Annotated in this window: 21 protein-coding genes and 2 pseudogenes; 15 read left to right on the top strand and 8 right to left on the bottom strand. The window is 60.0% G+C overall.

Features of this window, described 5'->3' with window-relative positions:
- Positions 1 to 2: 2 nt before the first annotated feature.
- Complete coding sequence (locus T5B8_RS01830; protein WP_353176185.1) at positions 3 to 941, top strand: bifunctional riboflavin kinase/FAD synthetase; 939 nt, start codon at positions 3 to 5, stop codon at positions 939 to 941.
- On the top strand, positions 938 to 1,447 hold the full coding sequence (lspA, locus tag T5B8_RS01825; RefSeq protein ID WP_353175718.1) for a signal peptidase II: 510 nt from the start codon (positions 938 to 940) through the stop codon (positions 1,445 to 1,447). Before T5B8_RS01830 ends, lspA begins: the two co-directional genes overlap by 4 nt.
- A 281-nt stretch (positions 1,448 to 1,728) precedes the next feature.
- Here lspA and T5B8_RS01820 read toward each other — a convergent pair whose 3' ends face one another.
- The 6 genes from T5B8_RS01820 to T5B8_RS01795 are packed head-to-tail and all read right to left on the bottom strand — an operon-like array spanning position 1,729 to position 8,277.
- A complete protein-coding gene (locus tag T5B8_RS01820; RefSeq protein WP_353175716.1) occupies positions 1,729 to 2,139 on the bottom strand; it encodes a type IV pilin protein in 411 nt (136 codons plus the stop codon).
- A gap of 3 nt (positions 2,140 to 2,142) precedes the next feature.
- A complete protein-coding gene (locus T5B8_RS01815; RefSeq protein WP_353175714.1) occupies positions 2,143 to 5,874 on the bottom strand; it encodes a pilus assembly protein in 3,732 nt (1,243 codons plus the stop codon).
- A gap of 15 nt (positions 5,875 to 5,889) precedes the next feature.
- A complete protein-coding gene (locus tag T5B8_RS01810) occupies positions 5,890 to 6,471 on the bottom strand; it encodes a pilus assembly PilX family protein (RefSeq protein ID WP_353175712.1) in 582 nt (193 codons plus the stop codon).
- Positions 6,468 to 7,238 carry a PilW family protein gene (locus T5B8_RS01805; protein WP_353175710.1) on the bottom strand — a complete coding sequence of 257 codons (771 nt, stop codon included), beginning with the start codon at positions 7,236 to 7,238 and terminating at the stop codon, positions 6,468 to 6,470. Before T5B8_RS01805 ends, T5B8_RS01810 begins: the two co-directional genes overlap by 4 nt.
- Positions 7,235 to 7,747 (bottom strand): type IV pilus modification protein PilV, encoded by a 513-nt coding sequence (gene pilV, locus T5B8_RS01800; RefSeq protein ID WP_353175708.1) that lies wholly within the window; start codon positions 7,745 to 7,747, stop codon positions 7,235 to 7,237. Before pilV ends, T5B8_RS01805 begins: the two co-directional genes overlap by 4 nt.
- The gene (locus tag T5B8_RS01795) at positions 7,744 to 8,277 is read right to left on the bottom strand and encodes a GspH/FimT family pseudopilin (RefSeq protein ID WP_353175706.1); all 534 of its coding nucleotides are present in this window, start codon (positions 8,275 to 8,277) and stop codon (positions 7,744 to 7,746) included. Before T5B8_RS01795 ends, pilV begins: the two co-directional genes overlap by 4 nt.
- A gap of 92 nt (positions 8,278 to 8,369) precedes the next feature.
- Here T5B8_RS01795 and T5B8_RS01790 point away from each other — a divergent pair, with 92 nt between their 5' ends.
- From T5B8_RS01790 to T5B8_RS01780, 3 genes are all read left to right on the top strand, one after another.
- The gene (locus T5B8_RS01790; RefSeq protein ID WP_353175704.1) at positions 8,370 to 8,666 is read left to right on the top strand and encodes a hypothetical protein; all 297 of its coding nucleotides are present in this window, start codon (positions 8,370 to 8,372) and stop codon (positions 8,664 to 8,666) included.
- Positions 8,614 to 9,822, top strand: a complete 1,209-nt coding sequence (locus T5B8_RS01785) for a tyrosine-type recombinase/integrase (RefSeq protein ID WP_353175702.1) — start codon at positions 8,614 to 8,616, stop codon at positions 9,820 to 9,822. Before T5B8_RS01790 ends, T5B8_RS01785 begins: the two co-directional genes overlap by 53 nt.
- Before the next feature lie 326 nt (positions 9,823 to 10,148).
- Entirely contained in the window at positions 10,149 to 10,340 is a 192-nt protein-coding gene (locus tag T5B8_RS01780) for a helix-turn-helix transcriptional regulator (protein ID WP_353176184.1), read from the top strand.
- A 374-nt stretch (positions 10,341 to 10,714) separates the two neighbouring features.
- Here T5B8_RS01780 and T5B8_RS01775 read toward each other — a convergent pair whose 3' ends face one another.
- Positions 10,715 to 11,197, bottom strand: coding sequence for a hypothetical protein (locus T5B8_RS01775; protein WP_353175700.1), 483 nt, complete (start codon positions 11,195 to 11,197; stop codon positions 10,715 to 10,717).
- Positions 11,198 to 11,245: 48 nt separating this feature from the next.
- On the opposite strand from T5B8_RS01775, the gene T5B8_RS01770 reads away from it, so the two are divergent.
- The 4 genes and pseudogenes from T5B8_RS01770 to T5B8_RS01755 all read left to right on the top strand — a co-directional run.
- Complete coding sequence (locus T5B8_RS01770) at positions 11,246 to 11,410, top strand: hypothetical protein (protein WP_293626409.1); 165 nt, start codon at positions 11,246 to 11,248, stop codon at positions 11,408 to 11,410.
- 352 nt (positions 11,411 to 11,762) lie between these two features.
- On the top strand, positions 11,763 to 12,044 hold the full coding sequence (locus tag T5B8_RS01765; RefSeq protein WP_006911997.1) for a hypothetical protein: 282 nt from the start codon (positions 11,763 to 11,765) through the stop codon (positions 12,042 to 12,044).
- Between the two features lie 158 nt (positions 12,045 to 12,202).
- Positions 12,203 to 13,567: a DUF945 family protein gene (locus T5B8_RS01760; RefSeq protein ID WP_293626406.1), complete on the top strand. Its 1,365-nt coding sequence runs from the start codon at positions 12,203 to 12,205 to the stop codon at positions 13,565 to 13,567.
- 720 nt (positions 13,568 to 14,287) lie between these two features.
- Positions 14,288 to 15,202: pseudogene (locus tag T5B8_RS01755) on the top strand (IS481 family transposase); the annotation flags it as partial.
- A gap of 105 nt (positions 15,203 to 15,307) precedes the next feature.
- On the opposite strand, the pseudogene T5B8_RS01750 reads toward T5B8_RS01755, so the two are convergent.
- Positions 15,308 to 15,400 (bottom strand): annotated as a pseudogene (locus T5B8_RS01750) (hypothetical protein); the annotation flags it as partial.
- A 974-nt stretch (positions 15,401 to 16,374) separates the two neighbouring features.
- Between T5B8_RS01750 and T5B8_RS01745 the strand changes: the two are divergent.
- The 6 genes from T5B8_RS01745 (at position 16,375) to T5B8_RS01720 (ending at position 20,160) form a co-directional block, all read left to right on the top strand.
- Positions 16,375 to 16,827 (top strand): prepilin peptidase, encoded by a 453-nt coding sequence (locus T5B8_RS01745; protein WP_353175698.1) that lies wholly within the window; start codon positions 16,375 to 16,377, stop codon positions 16,825 to 16,827.
- Positions 16,828 to 17,745: 918 nt separating this feature from the next.
- On the top strand, positions 17,746 to 17,925 hold the full coding sequence (locus tag T5B8_RS01740; RefSeq protein ID WP_293626402.1) for a hypothetical protein: 180 nt from the start codon (positions 17,746 to 17,748) through the stop codon (positions 17,923 to 17,925).
- A gap of 61 nt (positions 17,926 to 17,986) precedes the next feature.
- Positions 17,987 to 18,436 (top strand): hypothetical protein, encoded by a 450-nt coding sequence (locus tag T5B8_RS01735; RefSeq protein WP_293626400.1) that lies wholly within the window; start codon positions 17,987 to 17,989, stop codon positions 18,434 to 18,436.
- A gap of 107 nt (positions 18,437 to 18,543) precedes the next feature.
- Complete coding sequence (locus T5B8_RS01730) at positions 18,544 to 19,590, top strand: tetratricopeptide repeat protein (RefSeq protein ID WP_293626398.1); 1,047 nt, start codon at positions 18,544 to 18,546, stop codon at positions 19,588 to 19,590.
- A 300-nt stretch (positions 19,591 to 19,890) separates the two neighbouring features.
- Entirely contained in the window at positions 19,891 to 20,016 is a 126-nt protein-coding gene (locus T5B8_RS01725) for a hypothetical protein (protein WP_293626397.1), read from the top strand.
- A gap of 6 nt (positions 20,017 to 20,022) precedes the next feature.
- On the top strand, positions 20,023 to 20,160 hold the full coding sequence (locus T5B8_RS01720; protein ID WP_293626396.1) for a hypothetical protein: 138 nt from the start codon (positions 20,023 to 20,025) through the stop codon (positions 20,158 to 20,160).
- The last annotated feature ends 385 nt before the right edge of the window (positions 20,161 to 20,545 follow it).

Below are 20,545 nucleotides of genomic sequence, written 5' to 3'. Positions count from 1 at the left end.
GTATGCGAATTGTGCGTTGTGTTCGTCGCATGCCGGCGCTGGAGCGCGGCTGTGCAGTGACGATCGGCAATTTCGATGGGCTGCATCTCGGTCATCAGGCGATCGTGCGCCAACTGCGCGAGCATGCACGCCGCCTGGATCTGCCGAGCGTGATGATGAGTTTCGAACCGATGCCGCGTGAGTTCTTCGCGCCCGACAGCGCGCCGGCAAGGTTGTCTTCGCCACGCGAGAAGATGCGAATGGCCCAGGCTCTGGGCATCGATATCTTCGTGTGGGCGCGCTTCGACGCGGCCTTTGCGAGCCTGTCGCCGCATGCATTTCTCGAAGATCTGATCGCCGCGCGCTTGAACGCGCATTATGTGCTGGTCGGTGAGGATTTTCGATTCGGCCAGAAACGTGCCGGCGATATCGAAACCCTGCGCGCCTTCGCCCACGATCGCGATATCGAAATCGCGCCGCTGCCCGACGTACAGGTGGACGGCGCGCGGGTGAGCTCGACCCGCGTGCGTGATGCGCTGGCCGCGGGTGAGGTGGGCCAGGCCACGCGGTTGCTTGGCCATGCCTACTGGGTGAGCGGACGCGTGGTCGCTGGCAAGCGCCTGGGCCGCACGCTCGGTTTTCCCACTGCGAATATTCGTCTGGCTCGCAAGCCGGCGCCGCGCTACGGCGTTTATGCGGTGTGGGTGTATATGGCCGACGGCGTGCGCCGCGCCGGGGCGGCCAGTTTTGGCGTCAGGCCGACCGTGAATGGCCGCGAGCCGTTGCTGGAAGTCTTCGTGCTCGATTTCGAGGGTGATTTATACGGCCAGCGGATTGACGTATGCTTCGAAGCGTTCATACGGGCTGAAGAGCGCTACGATTCGCTCGATGCCTTGACCGCCCAGATGCACCGCGACGTCGCCAGCGTGCGCGCCCATCTGCAAGAGCCTGAATCCCCATGACGCTATCCACCGACAAGACCAGCGCGCCGGACGAGCGCGGCTTTCAATTGCAGAACGTGCACTGGCTGTGGCTATCGGCTGCGGTCATCGCGATCGACCAGATCACCAAGCAGCTGGTGGTGAACAATCTCGACCTGTTCGATCGAATCCCGCTGTTCAGCTGGCTCAACCTGACGCTAATGCACAACACGGGGGCGGCGTTCAGTATTTTCGCCGGGGCGACGCCGTGGTTCTTCGTCGCCCTGAGCGTGGTGGTGGCGATCGGTATTTTGATCTGGATGCGTCGGCATCCCCACGGCGAGCGGCTTGTCGCGGCCTCGCTTGCAATGATTCTCGGCGGCGCCCTCGGCAATGCCATTGATCGCGCCGCGCGTGGGTATGTCGTCGACTTCGTCGATTTTCATATCCACGGCTGGCATTACCCGGCATTCAATGTGGCCGATAGCGCCATCGTGCTGGGCGCGATTCTGATGGGCATCGACATGCTGCGCCCGCGCCGGCGTTAGTCGGCCGCGTTACCGGCGAGACAGTGCCGGTAATGCGTATGAGGATTGACGCTCGCCGCTGATGCGTGCGCGCCGTGCAGGTGCTGTCGCATCGCAGTACCGATAAGCGATGCCGAGCTTGGCGACCTGACCGCGAGGTACGGGCGACTCAAATGCCGGTGTCGTACTTCGATTTGCCCCGGTGCTGAAAAAACGAAAAGACGCTGCGGCTCAATGCCTGCTTCAAACCTGGCAGCCGACGCCGAGCGGCGACGGTCGTTGTTTGTCGTTGGCCACCGGACTCACCAGCACCGCTGGCTGATCGCCGTGTTGGGGCCCTCGCCGTTGGCCGTCTTCTCGCCGCGTTCGTTGATCGTCAGCGACGTGCAATCGTCGTTGACCTGATCGTTTTGCGCGGTCGCGGTGATCACGAAGCCGTTGGCGTCGCCCCTAACATTGAGCGTATAGGCGTCATTTTCCGTGACTGCGGGCATGCCCAACTTGTCGAGCGTGTCGGCATAGGTGTACTGCGTCGTAAAGTAACGCTCCTGCCGGTTGGCGGCCTGTAACAACGCGCTCTGCGCATCGGCACGGCGTGATTGGCGAACCTGATCGAGATAGGACGGGTAGGCGATCGCGGCAAGAATGCCGACGATCGCTACGGTAATCATGAGCTCGATGAGGGTGAAGCCCTTCGTTGCGCGATGTCGCATGGTCTATCGCCTGATTTCGCGCCAGCTGACGCGTCGGTTGGTTTGTGGCACGACATTTACGCCAACTCGGCCAATGCCACTGCCGTCGCTCGTACCGTAAATCACTTCGACCGTACCGTCCTTTCGTTTTACTACGGTGAGAGAGCCGACCGGCGATATATCCGAAAGACGAATCCCGGATACGGGTACCTGCTCCCCATTGATAGTTATCGTGTCGCTGCTGTTGTATTTGTAGTCGCCGTTGAGGTCGAGAAGCGCTTGGTCGGTACGCCCACCGGTATCGGCACGTACGGCCATGATAGCGCCGGAGGTGCTCAAATCGCAGGTTTCGCGCGGCGGTATAAGGGTATTAAAGAATACGAAATCGCCGTAGAGGGTCGGTGTCGTGATCAATAATTCGCCGCTGCGGGGCGGCATGTCCATATACCAACCATAGACGCCGGTGCCGTCATCGGTGGTCTTGTAGGTCACCTCATTCTCGCTAAGCACGCGATAGGCTTTTTTCTCATTCTCGTCGCCCGCGCTGACTTCGGTAATAGTCTGTACTTGCAGGTTGCGGCGAGTGAGATTTTTATTATCGGACGGAGTCCAGTTACTGGTGGGCGTTACGCTAAAGACATTGCTGTCCCAAACGCCGTAAAAGCTGTTACGTACGTCTTCGTTGAATAGGGCGTCGGTATCCTCGAGATATTTGCCGGTACCGACGTACACCATCACGCCGTAGTTGCGCCCGTAGGGATGCACGCCAACCTTCGGGCCCATGGTTATGGGCTGTACGCCACCGCCCGGCGCTTCGGCGGTGAACAGTTTTTCGACAGACCACTTGGCGGTCGATTTCGACGTGAGATCGAAACGCCACACGTTGCCGTAGAGATCGCCGGCATAGGCATAATCGACGATGAAATCGCCATCGACGTCGATCGGCGTGACTTCGCTCAGGCCATTCGGGTAGCGGTTGCCCGTTGGCGCCGAGTTGGTGTCGATTGGACTGCGTATCGGACTGCCGTTGGCGATATCAACGAGATGCAGGGAGGCGCTTTTGCCCGGGCTGTTGTAACCGTTGCCGAAGATTGCGGCCCATTCGCCATTGTGTAGACGTACGATTGCAGGCTTGCCATAGGTCTGGCCCAGTTCTCCGTCGGCAGTATATTCCCATAGCACGGTGTCCTCGGCGTTAGCTTCGCTGAAGGCACCGGGATCGGTGATGTCCAGCGCGAATACTGCATTGCCGCCGTTGTTCAAGCCGCTTACGAGCACGGTATGCCACTTGCCCCCGAAGAACGCATCGCCCGTTACCGGCGAACCGTCCACATAGAAGCGATGCTCGTACCCGGGTTCGCTGAGGTCTGCCACATCGTCGAGGAGTGTGCCGGGGATATAGGCCAGCCGCTCGACACCGGTATCGGCATCGAAGCCATGTAGCATGCCGTCATTGGCACCCACGTACACCATGGGTGTACGAGAGGCAAATTTGTCGGCAAAGCTGCTGTTGTTGCCGGGACTGCTATAAGGAGGCGCGCTACGCGCATATTCGGGGAAATTTGCGGCGTCGTTGCCGAGGTGCTTATCGGTCCAAGTCACCGGATAACGCACGCGATCTGGGCTACCGACATAGGTGGGCGTCGATTGCACGATATCGCCGAGAATATTGTCGTAGCGGTTGCGAAACGTTCCGCCATTGCTTTTTTCGAACGCCTGATTGCCACGAATATAACTCACGATATCCGCCGATAACGATACCCCGAGTGGTGAGAGTAGGCTGTCCAGGAAATTCGCTAGCTTGGATCCTCGAAACGGTATGCCTTCAAAGCCTGAACCGTTGTCGACGGAGGTCAGTATCACGCGATTATCAAAGGCCGGAATGTTCTCCGAGGCTTCCCAGAGAAGATCGTCTTTTTCGCCATTCGCTGAAAGCGTATAAGCGCGCAAAAATCCTTCCCAAGTGCCGCCGGCATAGCTCGCCTGATAGGCGGCCGCTCCCGTCTCCAGGCTTTGCGAGTTGGCGCTTACCCCGCCCAGCGAACCATCCTGGTAGAGGATTTCTTCCAGTGCGGTCTTGAACGCGTCGGCTACGCCCTGCGGCGTCTTTGCGTTAAGCAACTTGCCACGCGAGTTGATTGTGGCATGCCAGAGGTCGTCGATCTGTTCGTTGCCGTACGAGCCACCGGTTACGTTGATGCTCGACCAGTCCGGCGGGGTTTCGTAAGGATCGCTTTCGCTGTAATTGGCGTCAGGGTCGAACAACACGCCACGTTGGCCAAGCGTGACACCGAGCGTGACCATATGCAGATCGTTTTGGCAATCCAGCCACGGGTCGGGCGGCGTTTCGCCGCAGCCACTGGCGACGCGGAGTTGGTTACGTTCGATGCCGCGCTCTTTGGCTCCTGTGATCTTGCCGAGACGTTCGTAGTATTGCATTGCGACGTCGGCGATGGTGTTCGATTCGTTGTCACCGAAGGGCGCGCCGTAGGTCTTGCGGGCATCGCTGCTCTGATCAGCGTTACCAATACCGGTCACCGTCGACGTGTTGTAACCGTCCGTGAACAGAATTGCGAAATTGCGCTGGCAGGAAGACTGAATTATGTCCTCGTTGTTTTCGAGTTGTTCGCCGAGGAACTTGAGGGCAGGCCGATTGGGCGTACCTTTGGCCGAGAAATAATCGATATTGAAAATCTGATTATTGAAGGTGTTGTAGTTGTCCGTGTTCTCGGAATTCAACATCAGCATGCTGAGGTCGGCAGGCGAATCGGCATTCGCCTGGTTTATTGTGCAGGCGCCGACACGCGCGCCGTTGATATCGCCGAAGGCGCTCGTGATACCGGCGCGCGTCGCCAGATGGCGTTTTCTGTAGTAGGTAAACCAGTTGGCGAAATTCTGGAGGGCTTTGTTATATTTCGCGGTAGTGGTGAAGTTCTCAACCTTGATTTCGTAGCGGCGCATGTCTGGCGACGATGGATAGCTGGGCGAATAGCCCACCAGCGGTGCCGCGCCGCTCTTCCAGCCGAAATCGCTGGGCGGCGTCCAGTTCGCCGGCATATAAAAAGTGGCCGGGAAATACTCGATGGCCACCTCGCCATTCGACGAAAACGTTGACCCAGACTGACCTTTAATCCACTCGTAATTGCAAAAGATAACGAAGCAGTCTCGCTTTCTGTAGGTCACTCCGCTGCTGTTCATGCCGCTCGTGACATAGAACGTAAAGTTGTTATCGGTCTGACGCTGAGGGCTGGTTAAGTTCAGCGTGAGTGCTTGGTTAGCTGCGGTCGGTTCGTAACGCGCACTGGATGCTGTGGCATCGTCGTAGCCGATCCAAGGGCTATAAGTGGTTGTTGGGTCGAAATACGCTTGGTTGTAAGCCGAAGATCGGGCAAATCCGAATTGGGGCGTCGGTGGTACGCCTTCATAATCGGTGTAGATACGGCGGCCTTTTTCGCCCGAGCCATTGGGGAACAGATAGCCGTAGGCTATGCCGCCATTCTGAATATAGTTGCTACCCGAGAGCACCGTTCGATTATTGCTGTCCCAGTAGAGCAGCCCGCTGTCGGTTGGGAACAGTGTTTCCCAGTCCATCGAACCAGAGTCGTCAACCGCGACGAGAATATTCGGCGGTACGTTGTTACTCGCGAGTAATGGCCGGTCGGCAAGTTTGAGCTCGGCAGCCAATGCGGTGGAAAGGGACAGCATCGCCACGGCGATGGTCGAGGCCACGCGCAGGGTTGATTGGCAAGTCAGCATGTGATGGACCTCGGCTTAATACGTGCGCTCGTAGACACTTTGTGTCACGGCAATGGCGGCCGGGTTTTCGCCACGGGCCAGCGCGGTCACGCGATAACGAAACGTGCCATATGTGCGGGAGCATTTTTCCGGATCGACCGTACCGACACAGTCGTCGAGTTCTTCGACGATAAAGCGCACATCGGTACCGATCTCCTGGTCCGCCGTGTAGGTCTGAACGGCGGCTGAGTCCCAGATGTCGGCATCGAAGTAGCTTTCGCCACCGTCGTCCGCTGCGGCGGCAAAAACGCCTTGCCGGCAGATGACGACCCCGCTCTCGGGCTGATTGATTTCGCCGTCTTCGCTGCAGTTCTGGGCTTTCTGATAGCTGGCCAGGTTCGCGCTGGATAGATCGATTTCCGCGGCACGCAACGCCGCATCCGCGGCCTGGCGGGCACGCGATTTTTCGCGCAGGTTCGAGGCCATGCGTTCCTGCAGCGTCGACGAGCTGATCGCCGAGACGGCCAGCAGCGTGATCACCACCAGAAAGATCAGACTGGTCACGAGAACGAACCCGCGTTGGGACTGGCAACGGGGCAGGGTAGTGAAGCTATTCATGGTATGGCATTACGAAGCGCGACCACCTGGTCGATCTTTTGATAGGCCCGACGGTTGCTGACCTCGAAAGGCGAGCCACTGGCGAAGGTGTAGTCGTGTTCCACCGCCGTCGGCGTGATCAGGTCCTGGCTTTCCAGTAATAGCTCGAGACGCAGGCTCACGACATCCGCGGCGTTGGTTGCATTAATTGTGTTGGCATAGGTATCGACCGAGCCGTCGCCATCGCTATCGAGCCCGTAGCTGATATTCAGGCGCTGTACGTTTTCGACGATCGGCTGCGGGATCGGGCTGGCGCCGGTCGAGTTGTCGCGACACAGCAGGGTGTTGTCATCGTTCACGTAGAGTTCGAGATCGGCCAGCTTGAGCGTTGTATCCGCGACTTCGGTTACATCGGCGTCCGGGCCGCTGCAGCCGTCATGGCCGGCGGTGGCCTGGAAACGTAGGCGCAAGCTGTCGTTGCCATTGCTGTCGTCGGCGCTGCCGGCAACGAACGCATCCTTGGCGAATGCGCCTGCGGCATCGAACAGATCCTTGCGGTTGAGGTTGGCCTGATAGCCCGCGTGGGCGACCACGTTTTCGATGACGAACGTGGTCAGCCGTGCGTTCTCCTGGAGTCCGGCCATATCGCGCTGGAAACTAAAGCTGTTGCGATTGCTTAGCAGGATCTGGAGCACGCCGGCGAGCAGTACCAGCGAAACGACCAGCGCCACCATGAGCTCGACGAGGCTGAAGCCCGCGCTTCGCGCCGGTTGTTTGAGCGGCTTCATGGCTGCACCACGGTTTGAAAGGACTGGGTGGTCGGCGTGCCGGTACCCGAGGTCTGATCGGGCTGGCGTTCCTGCCAGCTGATGGTGACTCTGTAGCGTACGCAGCCGCTGCCGGTGGCCGCTGTTTCGATACAGGCGATTGCGCCTTGACCTTGCGGCAGGCCCGCTTGCGAGCTGCCCAGCGCCTCGTCCCAGACGAAGGCGTCATATCTCGCCATTTCCGCGGGCGAGCAGCTATTGCCGTTGTCGCAGTTGGGTTTGCTGCCATTCGCCGATTGATGATTCAGCCCGTCGTAGGCGTTGCTGTCCACGCCCGCGCGGTTGGCCCGCATGCGGTCGGCAATGTTGTCGGCCGCGAACGTGGCCTGGGTGCGCGAGGCGGAGACTTGCGTATTGACGATGCTCACGGTCTGCAGGCCGAGTAGGCCCAGCAGGCCGATGGACACGATCACGATCGTGACCAGGGCCTCGAGCAGGGTGAAACCTTGGACTTGAGCGGGCTGCTTCATGACGATTCACCAGGGTCCAGACGTTCGATGCGCCCGCTGGTGGCGATACGAATCTGGGTGCGATCGGTCGTATCGTTGGAGGTAATATCAAATGTCCCGTTGCTTGACCGGGCAAAGCCGTTGGCATCAAAGATGACCTGCGTGCCAGCCGAGCGGCTGTAGCCGACATTGATGGTCTGGTCGAGCTGACCGTGTACGCGAAGAATGTTGGCGTTCGTGGGGGCGGTGCTGCCGGCGTCCGGCGCGAAGATAATCCAACCCTGGTCCCAACTGCCGTTGCCACAACTCGACTGGTCGTTGCTCTGGCATACATGGACCGGCCGCCCACGGGCGACGGCTTCGCTGCGGGCATAATTGAAATCGCCCACCAGATCGTTGGCGTTGGCCGCAATCGTGTTGCGCTGGACCATGCCCAGATAGGACGGGATCGCGATCGCCAGCAACACAGCGGCCACGGCAATAGTGACGAGCAGTTCCAGCAGGGTGAACCCGCGGTTACCAACCCGTGTGTTTGGGGGAGATTGAAGCATGCTCGCAGTATCGACGCCTGCGAGGCGAATAGGGTATGTGCGCCGACCGGCGTACAGCGAACACCGATAAACGGTATTCGAAGCCGATGGCCGTGGATTCGCACGCCATCGGTACGCGACGCATTGGCGTGCGTGCCTGCTATGGAGCTGAGATCGCTGCCGGAAAGGGCGCTAAAAAAGCGATGGTGCCGGGGAGAAGTGTCGGGAACATGTTTTATCCAGTATCAAGGCTTACCAATGAGCTGTATATTCCTTTTAAAATAAATAGTTACTTGATTCGTCCAGTAACGCCACGTATCTTCCAATACCATCGCTATTGTTGGGTAGGTCGTTGGGATGCCAAAAAAGGGAATCGAACTAAGCGCGATTCAGGTGAAGCGATTAGATAAGCCTGGCATGCATGCCGTGGGCGGCGTGGCCGGATTGCTACTCCAGGTTTCGAAATCCGGTGCTAGATCATGGATTCTCCGTGCCACCGTCGGTAGTCGAAGACGAGATATCGGGCTCGGCGGTTTCCCTGACGTCACTCTGGCTCAGGCGCGCGAAAAAGCACGCGTTACACGCGGCAAGATTGACCAGGGATTTGACCCCATCGAGGAGCGGAAAGCGGCGAAGGTGGCGTTGCGCGCGAGTCAGGCTAAACGATTGAGCTTTGCCGAGGCTGCTCGTCGCAAGCACGAGGCGATTGCTCCAGAGTTTCGCAACGCGCGTTCTCGTGCAAATTGGCTTTCCTCCCTAGAGCTATATGCAGTTCCAGTCGTTGGCGACATGGAAGTGGCGGACGTCGAGATGTCGCACGTCTTATCGGTTATCGAGCCGATATGGAGGGACAAGACGCACACCGCGAATCGCGTTAGACAACGGATGGAGGCGGTCTTTGATTGGGCGATTGCCCGCAAATATCGCGAGACCGCGAATCCAGCAGCATGGAAAGGAAATCTAGCGGAGGTGTTGCCGAAGCCGACAAAAATTTCGACGGTAAAGCATCACCGCGCACTACCGTGGCAAGAAATACCTGAATTCATGAGACGGCTCCGAAAACGTACAGGGATGTCGGCGAGGGCGCTTGAGTTTGCGATATTGACGGCCGCTCGATCTGGGGAAGTGCGATTCGCCACTTGGAATGAAATCGACTTGGACGCTGCATTGTGGGTAGTGCCAGGACAGCGAACAAAAAACGGTAAGGCGCACCGAGTGCCACTATCGAAAGAGGTAGTCGCGTTGTTGCGTACCTTACCCAGATTTGAAAACGAGGACACGGTATTCACGGCCTCGCGCGGCGGGTCTTTATCAGATATGAGTCTATCGTCGTTAACCAGAAAAATGGATGTCGACGCCGTGCCGCACGGTTTTCGATCTAGCTTTAAAGACTGGGCCCGCAATTGCACCGACGCCTCAGATGAGGTGAGCGAGCTAGCGCTTGCACATGTCAATAGCGATTCCACGCGAGCAGCTTATGCTCGTGATGAGCTGTTGGAGCAACGCTCCATAATGATGGAGCAGTGGGCTAGGTTTTGCTGCAACCCGATCCCGCTTGGCGAATAGCTACTTGGTCGCCTCATGCCAGGGGGATCTCAATAGCCAACTATAGGGTCGCACTCGGCTCTCGTGGGAGACTACGAGCCGCTGCAGTCTACAGTCTGAAAGAGCGAGCATTTCGTGACTCGCCGATTCCTTCGCTTGCTTACTGTCCAACATGAGGCGGTCTGTGCTTGCAGCGTTACGTAATAGGTCTAAACGTTTTCGTCGCTTTAGATATCTTCTCAACGATGGCGATAGCACTCGTGTTCATTGCGTGTATTTAACTCGACAAAATAGATCATGTAATGCCGTAGCTTGTTCTTGTGAATTCAAACAGCGCACTGAAAAGCATGGCGGGAAAAATCGACATGACACTGCGGTACGAGCGAGACCGGGACCTTGCAGATCGCTTTCTAGTATCGCGAAATACGATATGGCGTTGGGCCCGGGAGGGGCGGCTGCCGCAGCCGGTCCGACTCGGACCTGAATGCACGCGCTGGAGACTTTCCGATGTAGAGGCGTTCGTCGCAAGCAGGGGTTGAGAATGATTCACTCGTATCCTCCGGAGCGATGCCTACGGATCAGACTGACTCGGTTACGTACGCTATAGCCGGGCCTGGCGTGGAGTTAATCAGTTGCCAGAGCCATTTAACTGGTACGGAAAATGGATTTGCTGCACAGCGCCAATTCGAAACCGAACTACGCTAAATTAAGCGTGGCGTGGCTCTCCTGAAAATGCTTTGCGGTGCTAAAACTCAGCGCTGGGTAAGGAACCGCGAGGACTAGCGGAGGCGCCTGTGGCGATTCTTGTACTTTTCCCGTTCATTATGGTCGCTGTCTTAATGCTCTGGAGATTGAACCGGTACGGTGTATCCAGCGACACAGAACACCGCGAGCACGAACGTGACGGCAGAGATCAATAGGCGTCCAGCCGTTCGAGCGTGGTATCGATCAGTGCTCTGTCGTGAACATCGTAGAGCACGAAGCTATAACTCGCTGCCGACTTAAGCCACCGCCGCAGGTTGGCAAATCTACCTTCGAGCTGCGAGCAATAGTAGCCAGCTGGGGAAATGACGACGTTTATAGCTGGTGCGGTAGGGCTTGTAGCAAACGGGTATGTCGATGAACGGCGATAGATCGGCGCGCCGGCCGCACACGCAGTTGGGATCGACAGCATGGTCATCAAGGCGGTCGTAGACCGGCTGCGCATGCCGGCCTCCTCGATGATGCCCTCCCAATGCGTGGTGGCGTCATGAGCATGGCCAGCAACGACCTGGTCAAATTCGCCGAGGAGTTCGGCGAGCTTGTCTAGCAGGCAACAACGACTGAAACCGACGAACACGGCAATGTCAGCCCCGGTGTCCAGGCCGGGCTGACCAAAGAAATCGCGGACGTTCATGCTGCGTCGCCTTCGTCGGCGAAAAGCTCGCTCTGGATTCAGACACCCATGTGCAACACCCTTAAAAACCGGCAGATGCTGGACGCGACCAAGCCCGACGACGGCGGTCGCGCCTACCAACTGGCCGGCCCGCTTGTTCAACAGGTCGCCAAGAAGGCCAGTTGCCCCGCCAGAGGTAAACACTGGGACGAGGCTGTGTCGTTGGCCGAATGACCGACGCGGGACATGGCATGAGTCATCGCAGCCGCGGAGTATGTCGCCGGCACGCACAACCTCGCCCGGCACGCTATTCAAGATGGGATACAGCACAAGATTGCGCGCTTTCGCGGGTGGGCTACCTTTCGATCGCTTAGCCGTCAAACGCCCGGCAGGGCGAAATCATCGGGGCGCAAGCTGCGGGGTAGGGCAGCGACAACCGCTTGTCTGAAGCCGCCTTTGCGATCCCTGGCGGCCGTGCCATGCTGAAACCGGCCAATGCGGCAGAGCTCAATACACGCCGGCCCCGAACGGGTCGAATAAGAACAGACCGCCGGTTCTCGCCGGCGAGCAGCCAACGCATATTCCAATGACCGCAACCCATACCGCTACCGTTCAATCCATCGACGTGCCGGGCGACTGGCCACTGCCGGTTCGACACTTCGACAGCCAGACCGGCCAGCTCGATATCGTCGAAGGCACCATCGAAGCACTCGAGGACGTCAACGACCTCGAGCGCGGCACCATCACCGACGACGTGTTCGGCTACATCCTCATGGCCTGGTACCGCCAGCGTCGACAGGCCGGTGATCCGCCGCATTCGGTCATGGAAAAGCTCAAGCACGCCCGCGAAATTCGCACGCTGCACTAAGCGGCGGCGTAGACGAGTCGCCTCAGGGCGCGGCCCGTCGAACTGTTGTCCGCATATCGGCGGGCAACGCTTTACCCGGTCGACCAAGCGCGTAGCCGTTTTTTGCGGGATAGCCGTGTGCCGGCGTTGGCCATCATCATTACGAGGGGGAAACTCACGTGAAAAAGATCCTTGCGATCGTTTTGGTACTGGTCGTGGCCATCGCCGCGCTCGTGCCGTATTTGACCGGCTCCGAAGTCGAAAACCAATTCCGGGCCGGCATCGACAACATGAACAAGCGCGGTGACTTCGATTTCGCGATCGAATCCTATGACCGGGGCTGGATGAGCTCACAAGCCGAGGTCTCGGTCGGTGGCCTGGGTGACGAGCGCGCGACGTTCAACAACGAAATCACCCATCCGTGGGTGCCTGGCCTCGGGCAGACGCACATCGTCAGCACGCTGTCGCGTGATGCTGACCCGGACCTGTCGAGCATTTTCAGCGAACCCCCGCTGCGGATCGAAACGTGGGTTACAGACGACGAAAACTTCCGGGTCGAGCTGCGCTCGCCCGTCGCGCAAGGCACGAGCGAAGATGCCAACGGTGTGCAGACCTATGTCGAGTGGAACGGTCTGTCTGGTTTCTACGAACGCGCTGACCTTGATGAAACCTTCGAGCTGGTTGCCCCCGGCGTGCGTATTTCCGACAGTCAGGGCGGCGTTGCGGTGAACGAGCTTCGTCTCGTCGGCGATTCGCGCATGGATGACCGCTATGAGCAGACGGTACTGCGCTCCATGCTCGGCTCCGGGCAAGCCAAGATCACGATCGGCAAGTTCTCGTTCAACGCACCCAGCGGCGAGTCGGTCTCGTTCGCAGCCGACTTCGACGCCACGGCAGACTACCGCGACGAGCGCGGCGACTTCCGATCGAAGCTGGCCATCAGTGACGTCGAACTCGATCGCCCGGGCGTTGCGCAACGCGACCAGGTCGACATCAAGGGCGGCACCGTCGAGTTCAACCTGAACAAGATGCGCGTGGATGCGCTCGCCCGTACGCTCACCACACTGGACAAGATCGGTAATACGCCGATGCAACAAGTGCCCGAGCGTCAACGCATGGCATTTCTCGATGACGTGGCCTCCATCTTCGATACCGACTCGGAAATCGAACTCGACGTGTCATCGTTGGAAACCAGCCGGGGGAATGCCGGCATGGGCGTCACGCTCAGCCTCGGTGAGCCGCTATCCGAACGGGCCCGTGAGTACATGCCGCTGCCGGCGCGGGTGATGCAGCGCATGCAGGTCAGCGCCGCCGCCTTCGCGGATCGTTCATTGCTGGCCTACGGGGTCGAACAATCGTCCAACCCCAATCAGGTCGCACGCATGATCGACCAGTGGGAGAATAACAACCTCGTCACTGTGAACAACGCGCGCTACAGCATGGTGTTGGACTACAAGGACAACAGCCTCGCGCTCAACGGCAACACGTTGCCGCCGCAGGTCATGCAGGCCCTGACCGCCCAGATGGGCGCGCTCGGCCAGTAGCCATAAAAAAGCGGCTGCGGCCCCGAAGGGCTGCAGCCGCCATGTCTGGGATCGAGGGCCTTATCCGGCCAGCAACTTGGCCTTGCGTGACTCGTATTCCTCCGCATTCAGCACGCCTTTCTCAGTCAGATGGGCAACCGTTCCCATTGACCAAGGCAGAAGAGCGCACGATAGATCTAGTGCAGCGCCAGCGGCCCGTAGGCCCTGTCCGGCGATCCCGCACCAGCCATGCCAGACGCTGTAACAACGACAAATTCCGTGTTGCCACTCCGCCTCAGCGCCGGCCATGTAAGCCTCGGTATCCGCTGATATTTATTCGCGACCCACCAGTGCGGCCATCGACGTAACAACGACAGATTCCGGGTCGGCTCAAGCCCGCCAAATGGCGCTGTACATCCGCTTTATAATCAGCAACCTAATCAGGGCTTCGCAGTGCCTGTGAGGAGTCTAACAACGACAGATTCCGTGTTGAGCGACAGACGCGAATTCCGATGTGAGTTGCGTCTTAAAATCAACAACTTAAAGCGCGAATTCTAGTTCTAGCACCATGCTAACAACGACACATTCCGTGCAGCATGCGGGCCGGGGTTCCACTAACAACGACAGATTCCTGGCCGAAACTGGAACGCCTAGCTGTGATCTCTCAGTGGGTTGTTCATCCGGGGCGACCGCCTTGAGGCTGATGGGTGTCGAATCCTTCAAGCTTCAGGAGTGACCCGGATGAACACGCACAAGAATGCGCGTCTGACCGTTCATGGTCGAGCCCTGCTGGTCCGCCGGATCCGGGAGGACGGCTTGCGACCCATCGAGGCGGCGCAAGCGATGGGCGTAAGTCCGCGAACAGCCTACAAGTGGCTTTCTCGATACCGGGCGCAAGGACAAGCAGGCCTGCATGAACGCAGTTCACGCCCGGCCCGTTGCCCGCATCAGCTGTCGGCGGTGACCCAGCAACGGATCGTAGCCTTGCGGCGTGAGCGCCGTATCTATCGCGCGATCAGTGGCGAGGTCGATGTGCCGGTGACCACGGTTGCACGCGTGCTTCAGCGGGCCGGCCTGAACCGGCTGTCCGTGCTCGATCCGGCGCCGCCGATCCAGCGCTATACCCACGAGGCCCCCGGTGACCTGCTGCATCTCGACATCAAGAAACTCGGCCGCTTCAAGCGCCCCGGCCATCGCATGACCGGCGATCGGCAGGCCGGCCGCTCACGGGGTGCCGGCTGGGATTATGTGCATAGGGCGATCGACGACCACAGCCGCGTCAGCCATGCCACGATCTGGCCCAAAGAAAAGGGCGTCAGCGCCGTGGCGGCGCTGATCGCGGCCTTGCGATACTACCGACGCCTGGGCGTGCCCTTTGATCGCGTGCTCACCGACAATGGCGCCTGCTATCGCTCACATGTGTTTGCCAAGGCGTGTCGCCGACTCGGGCTCAAACACCGAAGAACGCAGCCGTACCGTCCGCGCACCAACGGCAAGGCCGAGCGGCTGATCCAAACGGCGCTCCACGAGTGGGCGTATGCCCGCGCCTACGAGAATGCGGATCAACGCGCGGCGCATCTGCCGCACTGGCTGCATGACTATAACTGGCATCGCCCGCACGCCAGTCTCGATTACCACACTCCGATCAGCACACTCGGCATCGGCGTGAACAAGTCGCCGTGTAGTCGGAATGGATTTCTCTCTGGGGGAAGCAAACCCGCTTGGTTCGACACCGGCGACCCAGCTCTGACCTCTCACGTCGACATCAACACCGCTGGTCTGGTTGCCGCCGAGCGATTCATCCAGATCAGCCGCGGGTCCGGCGCCGGCCGGCAATCGCTCATGAATCGTCATGTTGCGAGCCGCACCACCCGCCACCTTCAGGTTCGAATAGCCAACATCGAGGCCCATGAAATACATATCTCGTTCCTTAAATAGTCGATCTGGACACGTGTCGGCCTCCTTAGAGACGACGTCAGAGCGAACAAACGGTAAGTCGAGATGGGCTCAGGGAATGTCGAGGAAACTGCTGTCGCACTGCAGTCGCACTCTAGTGCGACAGGGCGGGGCCGAAACGGGACGGCGCAGACGTGCGGATCCGCCTGTCGCACGCGTGTCGCACTCTAGTGCCACTAGAGTTCACTTCCTGATAAAGAGGCGACGGTAGATCAGTGGGGTAGCACGCGTGTCGCACTAGAGTGTGACCCGATCGCCATGCTGCCCGAACAGGCGAATCCCGAGCGGCCAGGCCGTACGAGGCCACCGCCGCCATGCGGTGCTTGTCGCCAGCCGGATCTTCGGCAGTCGAAAGGTCGACGTGGCTTGGATGAACGGACTGATACCTTCCCAATCGTTCGGTTCAGCCCAGGAATAAATGACCCCTTTGGTTCGCCATATAAGGCCAGAAGCCCCCCTTCCAGCCCTGCGGCCCCAAGCGACACGAAGAGTCCGTGAGGACGGAAGGGGTGCCAAGTGCCTATATGGCTCACCAAAGGGTGGCAATTCAGGCCAAACGGGCGAACCGATTAAGACCCTTTGGTCAGCCATATACGGCCAGAAGCCCCCCTTCCATTACCGTCACCTGGGCACAGTGCGAATGATCTCCGCTCAGAACCAAAGGGGGGCGTTTTCCCTTATATGGCTCACCAAAGGGTGCAAATCTGCTCAAAAACACGTTCAAAACGACACCCTTCCGTCAGCCATATAAGGGAGATTGACCCCCCTTCTGACCCCTTCGTCGCGTTTGCGAAGCGGTCAGAGGCAGCGATCCCTATGGCTCACAGAAGGGGGTCGAAAATCCCTCTAATAGGGCCAGAAGGGTGAAATCGATGGAAGCAAATATCCGGCCGATGGTTCGGCAGATCCTGCTCGAGCGTGAGCGACTCCTCCGGATCGCCGAGACGCGGGCCGAAAAGTTCATGGCTGAGCACCGAAAAGCCTCAAGCGTGAGAAGAGCGAGTGGGGCGATCGCCGGGTACGGCGTGCTCTGGGTTATCGCCAACGGGTTCGAGCTAGTAAGCGATCAGCAGGGCTTGGGGTACGGAGACCTCAAGTCCGTCGCGATGGTCGGGGCATGGCTCGGATGGACGGCGATACCCGGCGTGATATTCATCGGTGCCACGGCAGCCTTCGCTGTTGGCACTGCCCAGATCCTCACCCGCAGGGCGAGCCGCGACACGCCGCAGCCGTTTGGGCCTTACCTCGTCGCGTCTTCGCTGCTGATGGTGTTCGCTGGACCCGAGATCAACCACGCGTATCTCGTAGCCACAGGCGTCGCTTAGCCGCGAGAGCACCATGCCCCTCAGCACCCGCCTTCTCGCGGGTAGCAGCAAGCTCACCCGACACTCGCAGCAGAACCATGGATCGAGGAACGAGGCTCAATGCCGAGCTGCGAGGGCAGCAGGTAGAGCGGCACCCGATCGCACGCAGCCCACGCGGCAACCGCACTCAGTTCGTGCTACGCGAGCCGTCCAGCCGATAGCGCGATGATGCGAGGCACGAGGGGCAGCCTGCTCAATGCACGTCTGAGGCACGCACAAGCGCCTTATCCTGCGATGGCGTGCCAACACGCGTGCTGATCGGCGCGCCCCGAGATAAAAGCTTAGAACGGCGCACAGCGCCTCGCTGACGTTGAGCCAATACACGCAGAGCCAACACTCACGCAGTACGCAAAGCGCCAACAGCCACGCTGCACACAAAGCCCCATTGCGCGAGCATTCACGCCAACCACGCAGTACACGCAGCGCCATCACCACGCACTGCGTTCACAGTATCGACGCCACCGTTACATCGCGTCCCATAGCGCATCGCACGGGCCGGGTCAGGCGCATTGCCGGGCGCCGTGCGTCCACGTCGGTCGCAGTCCTCGGATCCACCGCGGCACGCACGTTACAGCCGCATCACCACGCGGTACGTACGGTTCCGACACCAAGCTTTGCGAAGAGCATCAATGCAAGCCCTATAGACGTAGCCCCAAGCCAGTGCCGCCACGTGCACCCAGTAAACACAGCGTCACCCGCGCGGAGCGTCGCATTCGATGACCACCCGCGACACACCACGCGAGACTGTGGCCTCTAGCGGTCACGAACGCGATTCGAGCGCGCCTGTCTCAGGCGACAGCCGTTGTCGGATCGACCATCCCCCGCAATTGAGTAGCGCGCCGAACAGGCACACGACAGCGCCGCCTGTGAAGGCGCGGCATGAAGCCCCACAAGCGCGAACGGCTCAAGGCGCGCAAGGCCGTTGCCGATTCAGGCAAGCGAGCGCTGATCAGCCTGGCGACGCAGGTACGCGACATCAGCCCCAGCGAAGCCGACTCGCTCGATCGGATCATCCGCCGCATCGAGGCATGGCAACATCGCGGGCCGGGCGGGCTGTGATGACACACGAAACACGACAGGCATTTGGGCTAGAGCACACGCCCAAGGGGGAGATGGGCAGGTGATACCGCAAGCGATCCAGGCAACCGAAGAATGCGTCGGGACGGTCTTCGACCACGCCGCGCTGAGTCTATGCGCCACCAACCAGCCCGACTGCTGGCTGCTGCGTGTCGATCAGGACGGCCCCGCGTTCGTGCTCGACAACGGCACATTCCAAGCCCTGTGTATCGCGCTGCAAGGCTGCATCGACACCGCCTTGAAGCCGCACACGCAGCCGGGCGCGACCACGCTGACCCAGACCATTGCCCACGGCTTGCGCACCACGCAGTCGAATGACGGCGCGCTGTGCGCCTCGGCAGATTGGTCAGGCGATCCGATCATCGAACTCAACTGCTACCCCGGCTCGCCCAGCGATCACCCGCGCATCACGCTCACCCACGCGCTCGAAGACGCCATCGACTTCCAGACGCAGCTGCTCACCGCCTACAGCGAACGTGTCCGCAGCCAGTGACGCGAGAGCGCCGCCAATGCGAGAGCACCTGAAAAGCAGGTGAAAGGATTAGCGCGATGGGCCGCTATTTTTCACCGGCTTGAACCGAATCACGAACAGGGGACGTTATGCGGCGCGCTATCGCCATCACAGCCGGGATCGCCGGTCTGGCCGTCGTATTGGCGACCGCCGCCACCTACCAGCGGCTCGGCTATACCGCCCAGCGATTGGTCGATACTGCCTACCAGGTCGATAGCAGAACCGGCTCGACCTATTACACGCCCCCGGATCTGTACTGGCCGCCGTTCGAGCCCGTCTATCGCCCGTTGATTCACGTGCTCGCCAACGCCGGGGTCGCCCGCGCCCAGACCGTGATGGGCGCGCGGGCACAGTACGGCCCGCCCAAGAACATGGCGGTCATGATTCGACAGTACGAAGCTGGCGCCGCGCAGGGGTACGGCCCGGCCCTGTTGCTGCTGGCGCAGCTCCACGCGCCCTATCAGACCAATGGCTTGATGGACGAGTGGGCGTACACGCGTGACTACTCAGAAGTCATCGAGCGTGACGGCGTGCGGATCGAGAAGAACGACGAGCGGGCCTACCAGCTCTTTGAGCAAGCCTGGGACACCGGCATCACGCTCGCCGGTTTGCGCTTGGGCAATCTGTATCTCGCCCAGGTGCGCATGGCCGACGACAAAATCAACAAGGCCGCGCAGTGGTTCGAGCGTGCCGCACGGCAGGGGAACGCCCGCGCCGCCGCCGAACTCGGGGGACTGTACGAGATCGGGTATGGCGTACCCGAGAACAAATCCGAATCACGCAAATGGCTCACCCGCGCCGCCGAAGGTGGCGATACCGAGGCCGCCTATGAGCTGGGCACGTCGATGGTCAACAGCAAGCCGGTATGGCGCGATTACGACGAAGGCGCACGCTGGCTCGAAAAGGCCGCCAATGACGGTTACAGCACCGCACAGACCAGCCTGGCATGGCTCTACCTGAAGGGAACCGGGATGCCACGCGACTACATCCGCAGCTATGCCTGGGCCAACGTCGTCGCCACCGGGGCGACACAAAGCGGGCTGCGCGACGAACTCGAAAGCCGGATGACAAGCGAACAGATCACCCGCGCTCAGGATCTGTCCCGCGAACTGACCGAGCGTATCGCCAATCCGTGAGGCCCGTTCGCCGGGTAGGGCGGTTCGCCGGTGGGGTGGTGACACCCGCGTCACACAGACGCGGGTTTCGTGTCGCAGCGGTTGCCAATAGCCTGACCGCATATAGCATCGAGCGGGCTTGATCGGTGCGGCCCGTGCCGCGACCCGTACTCAAAACGCCCATCGTCATTTCACCCTCGAGCCCCGGCAGGCGGTTCCACACCGACCTGATAACCCTTGGGCAGCCCACGGCAGAGCAATCGCCGCACGGCGGCACAGCGCAATCACATCCGCGTCAAAACGAGGGAGCACGCGGGTTACATGATCCGATTTCTAACCGACAAGAACTATCGAAAAGCACTGAAACTCGAGCGCGTGATGATGGTGATGGAAGATGCCTTCGAGAAAGGGGAGTACAGCACGCTTCGGCGCGGCATCGTCGAGTAGGAGAAAGTGCTGCGCTGGTTCAACTTCGAGGGCGATTGGTCCGAGCAGGAGCTGGACGAATTTTTCGACAGCCGGGGCATGGTGCGCAGCTTCGACGGAGAAGGCTTTGTGGACCGTATGTCAGAAGCCGCCTACGGCATCTGATCGCCTATTCGGCATTTTGCGCCGGGCGTGGCCCTATCGCTGTCGAAAGCTCGACACACAGGGCAGGGCGTGCCGCCTATGGTGTGCATAGGCCCACTCGGATACCCCGGCGCCTATGACCGACCCGGTTGCATAGCAGCCCGTTACGCGCAGCCGCCTCAGGTCTAGACCGGCACGGCGGCGGTTGCGGCGCACCCGCGACATGCGCGCTCGCAAGCGCGTGCATTGCAGCGTCGACAGTCGGACCCCGAAGACGCCGCGCCCCCGAAGCACGTCCGTTTAGGCCCGGCAGTGGGTCATCTCCGAAGAAAGACAAGCCGCCCCGATTGCGTCTGCTATCGGCCCAGGCTGTGTGAAAACGCTCCCACCGGCTAAACTTCTCTCA

This window comes from Salinisphaera sp. T5B8 (genome assembly GCF_040361255.1).
Classification (GTDB): Bacteria; Pseudomonadota; Gammaproteobacteria; order Nevskiales; family Salinisphaeraceae; genus Salinisphaera.
This window is presented reverse-complemented; position numbering and strand designations above follow the sequence as displayed.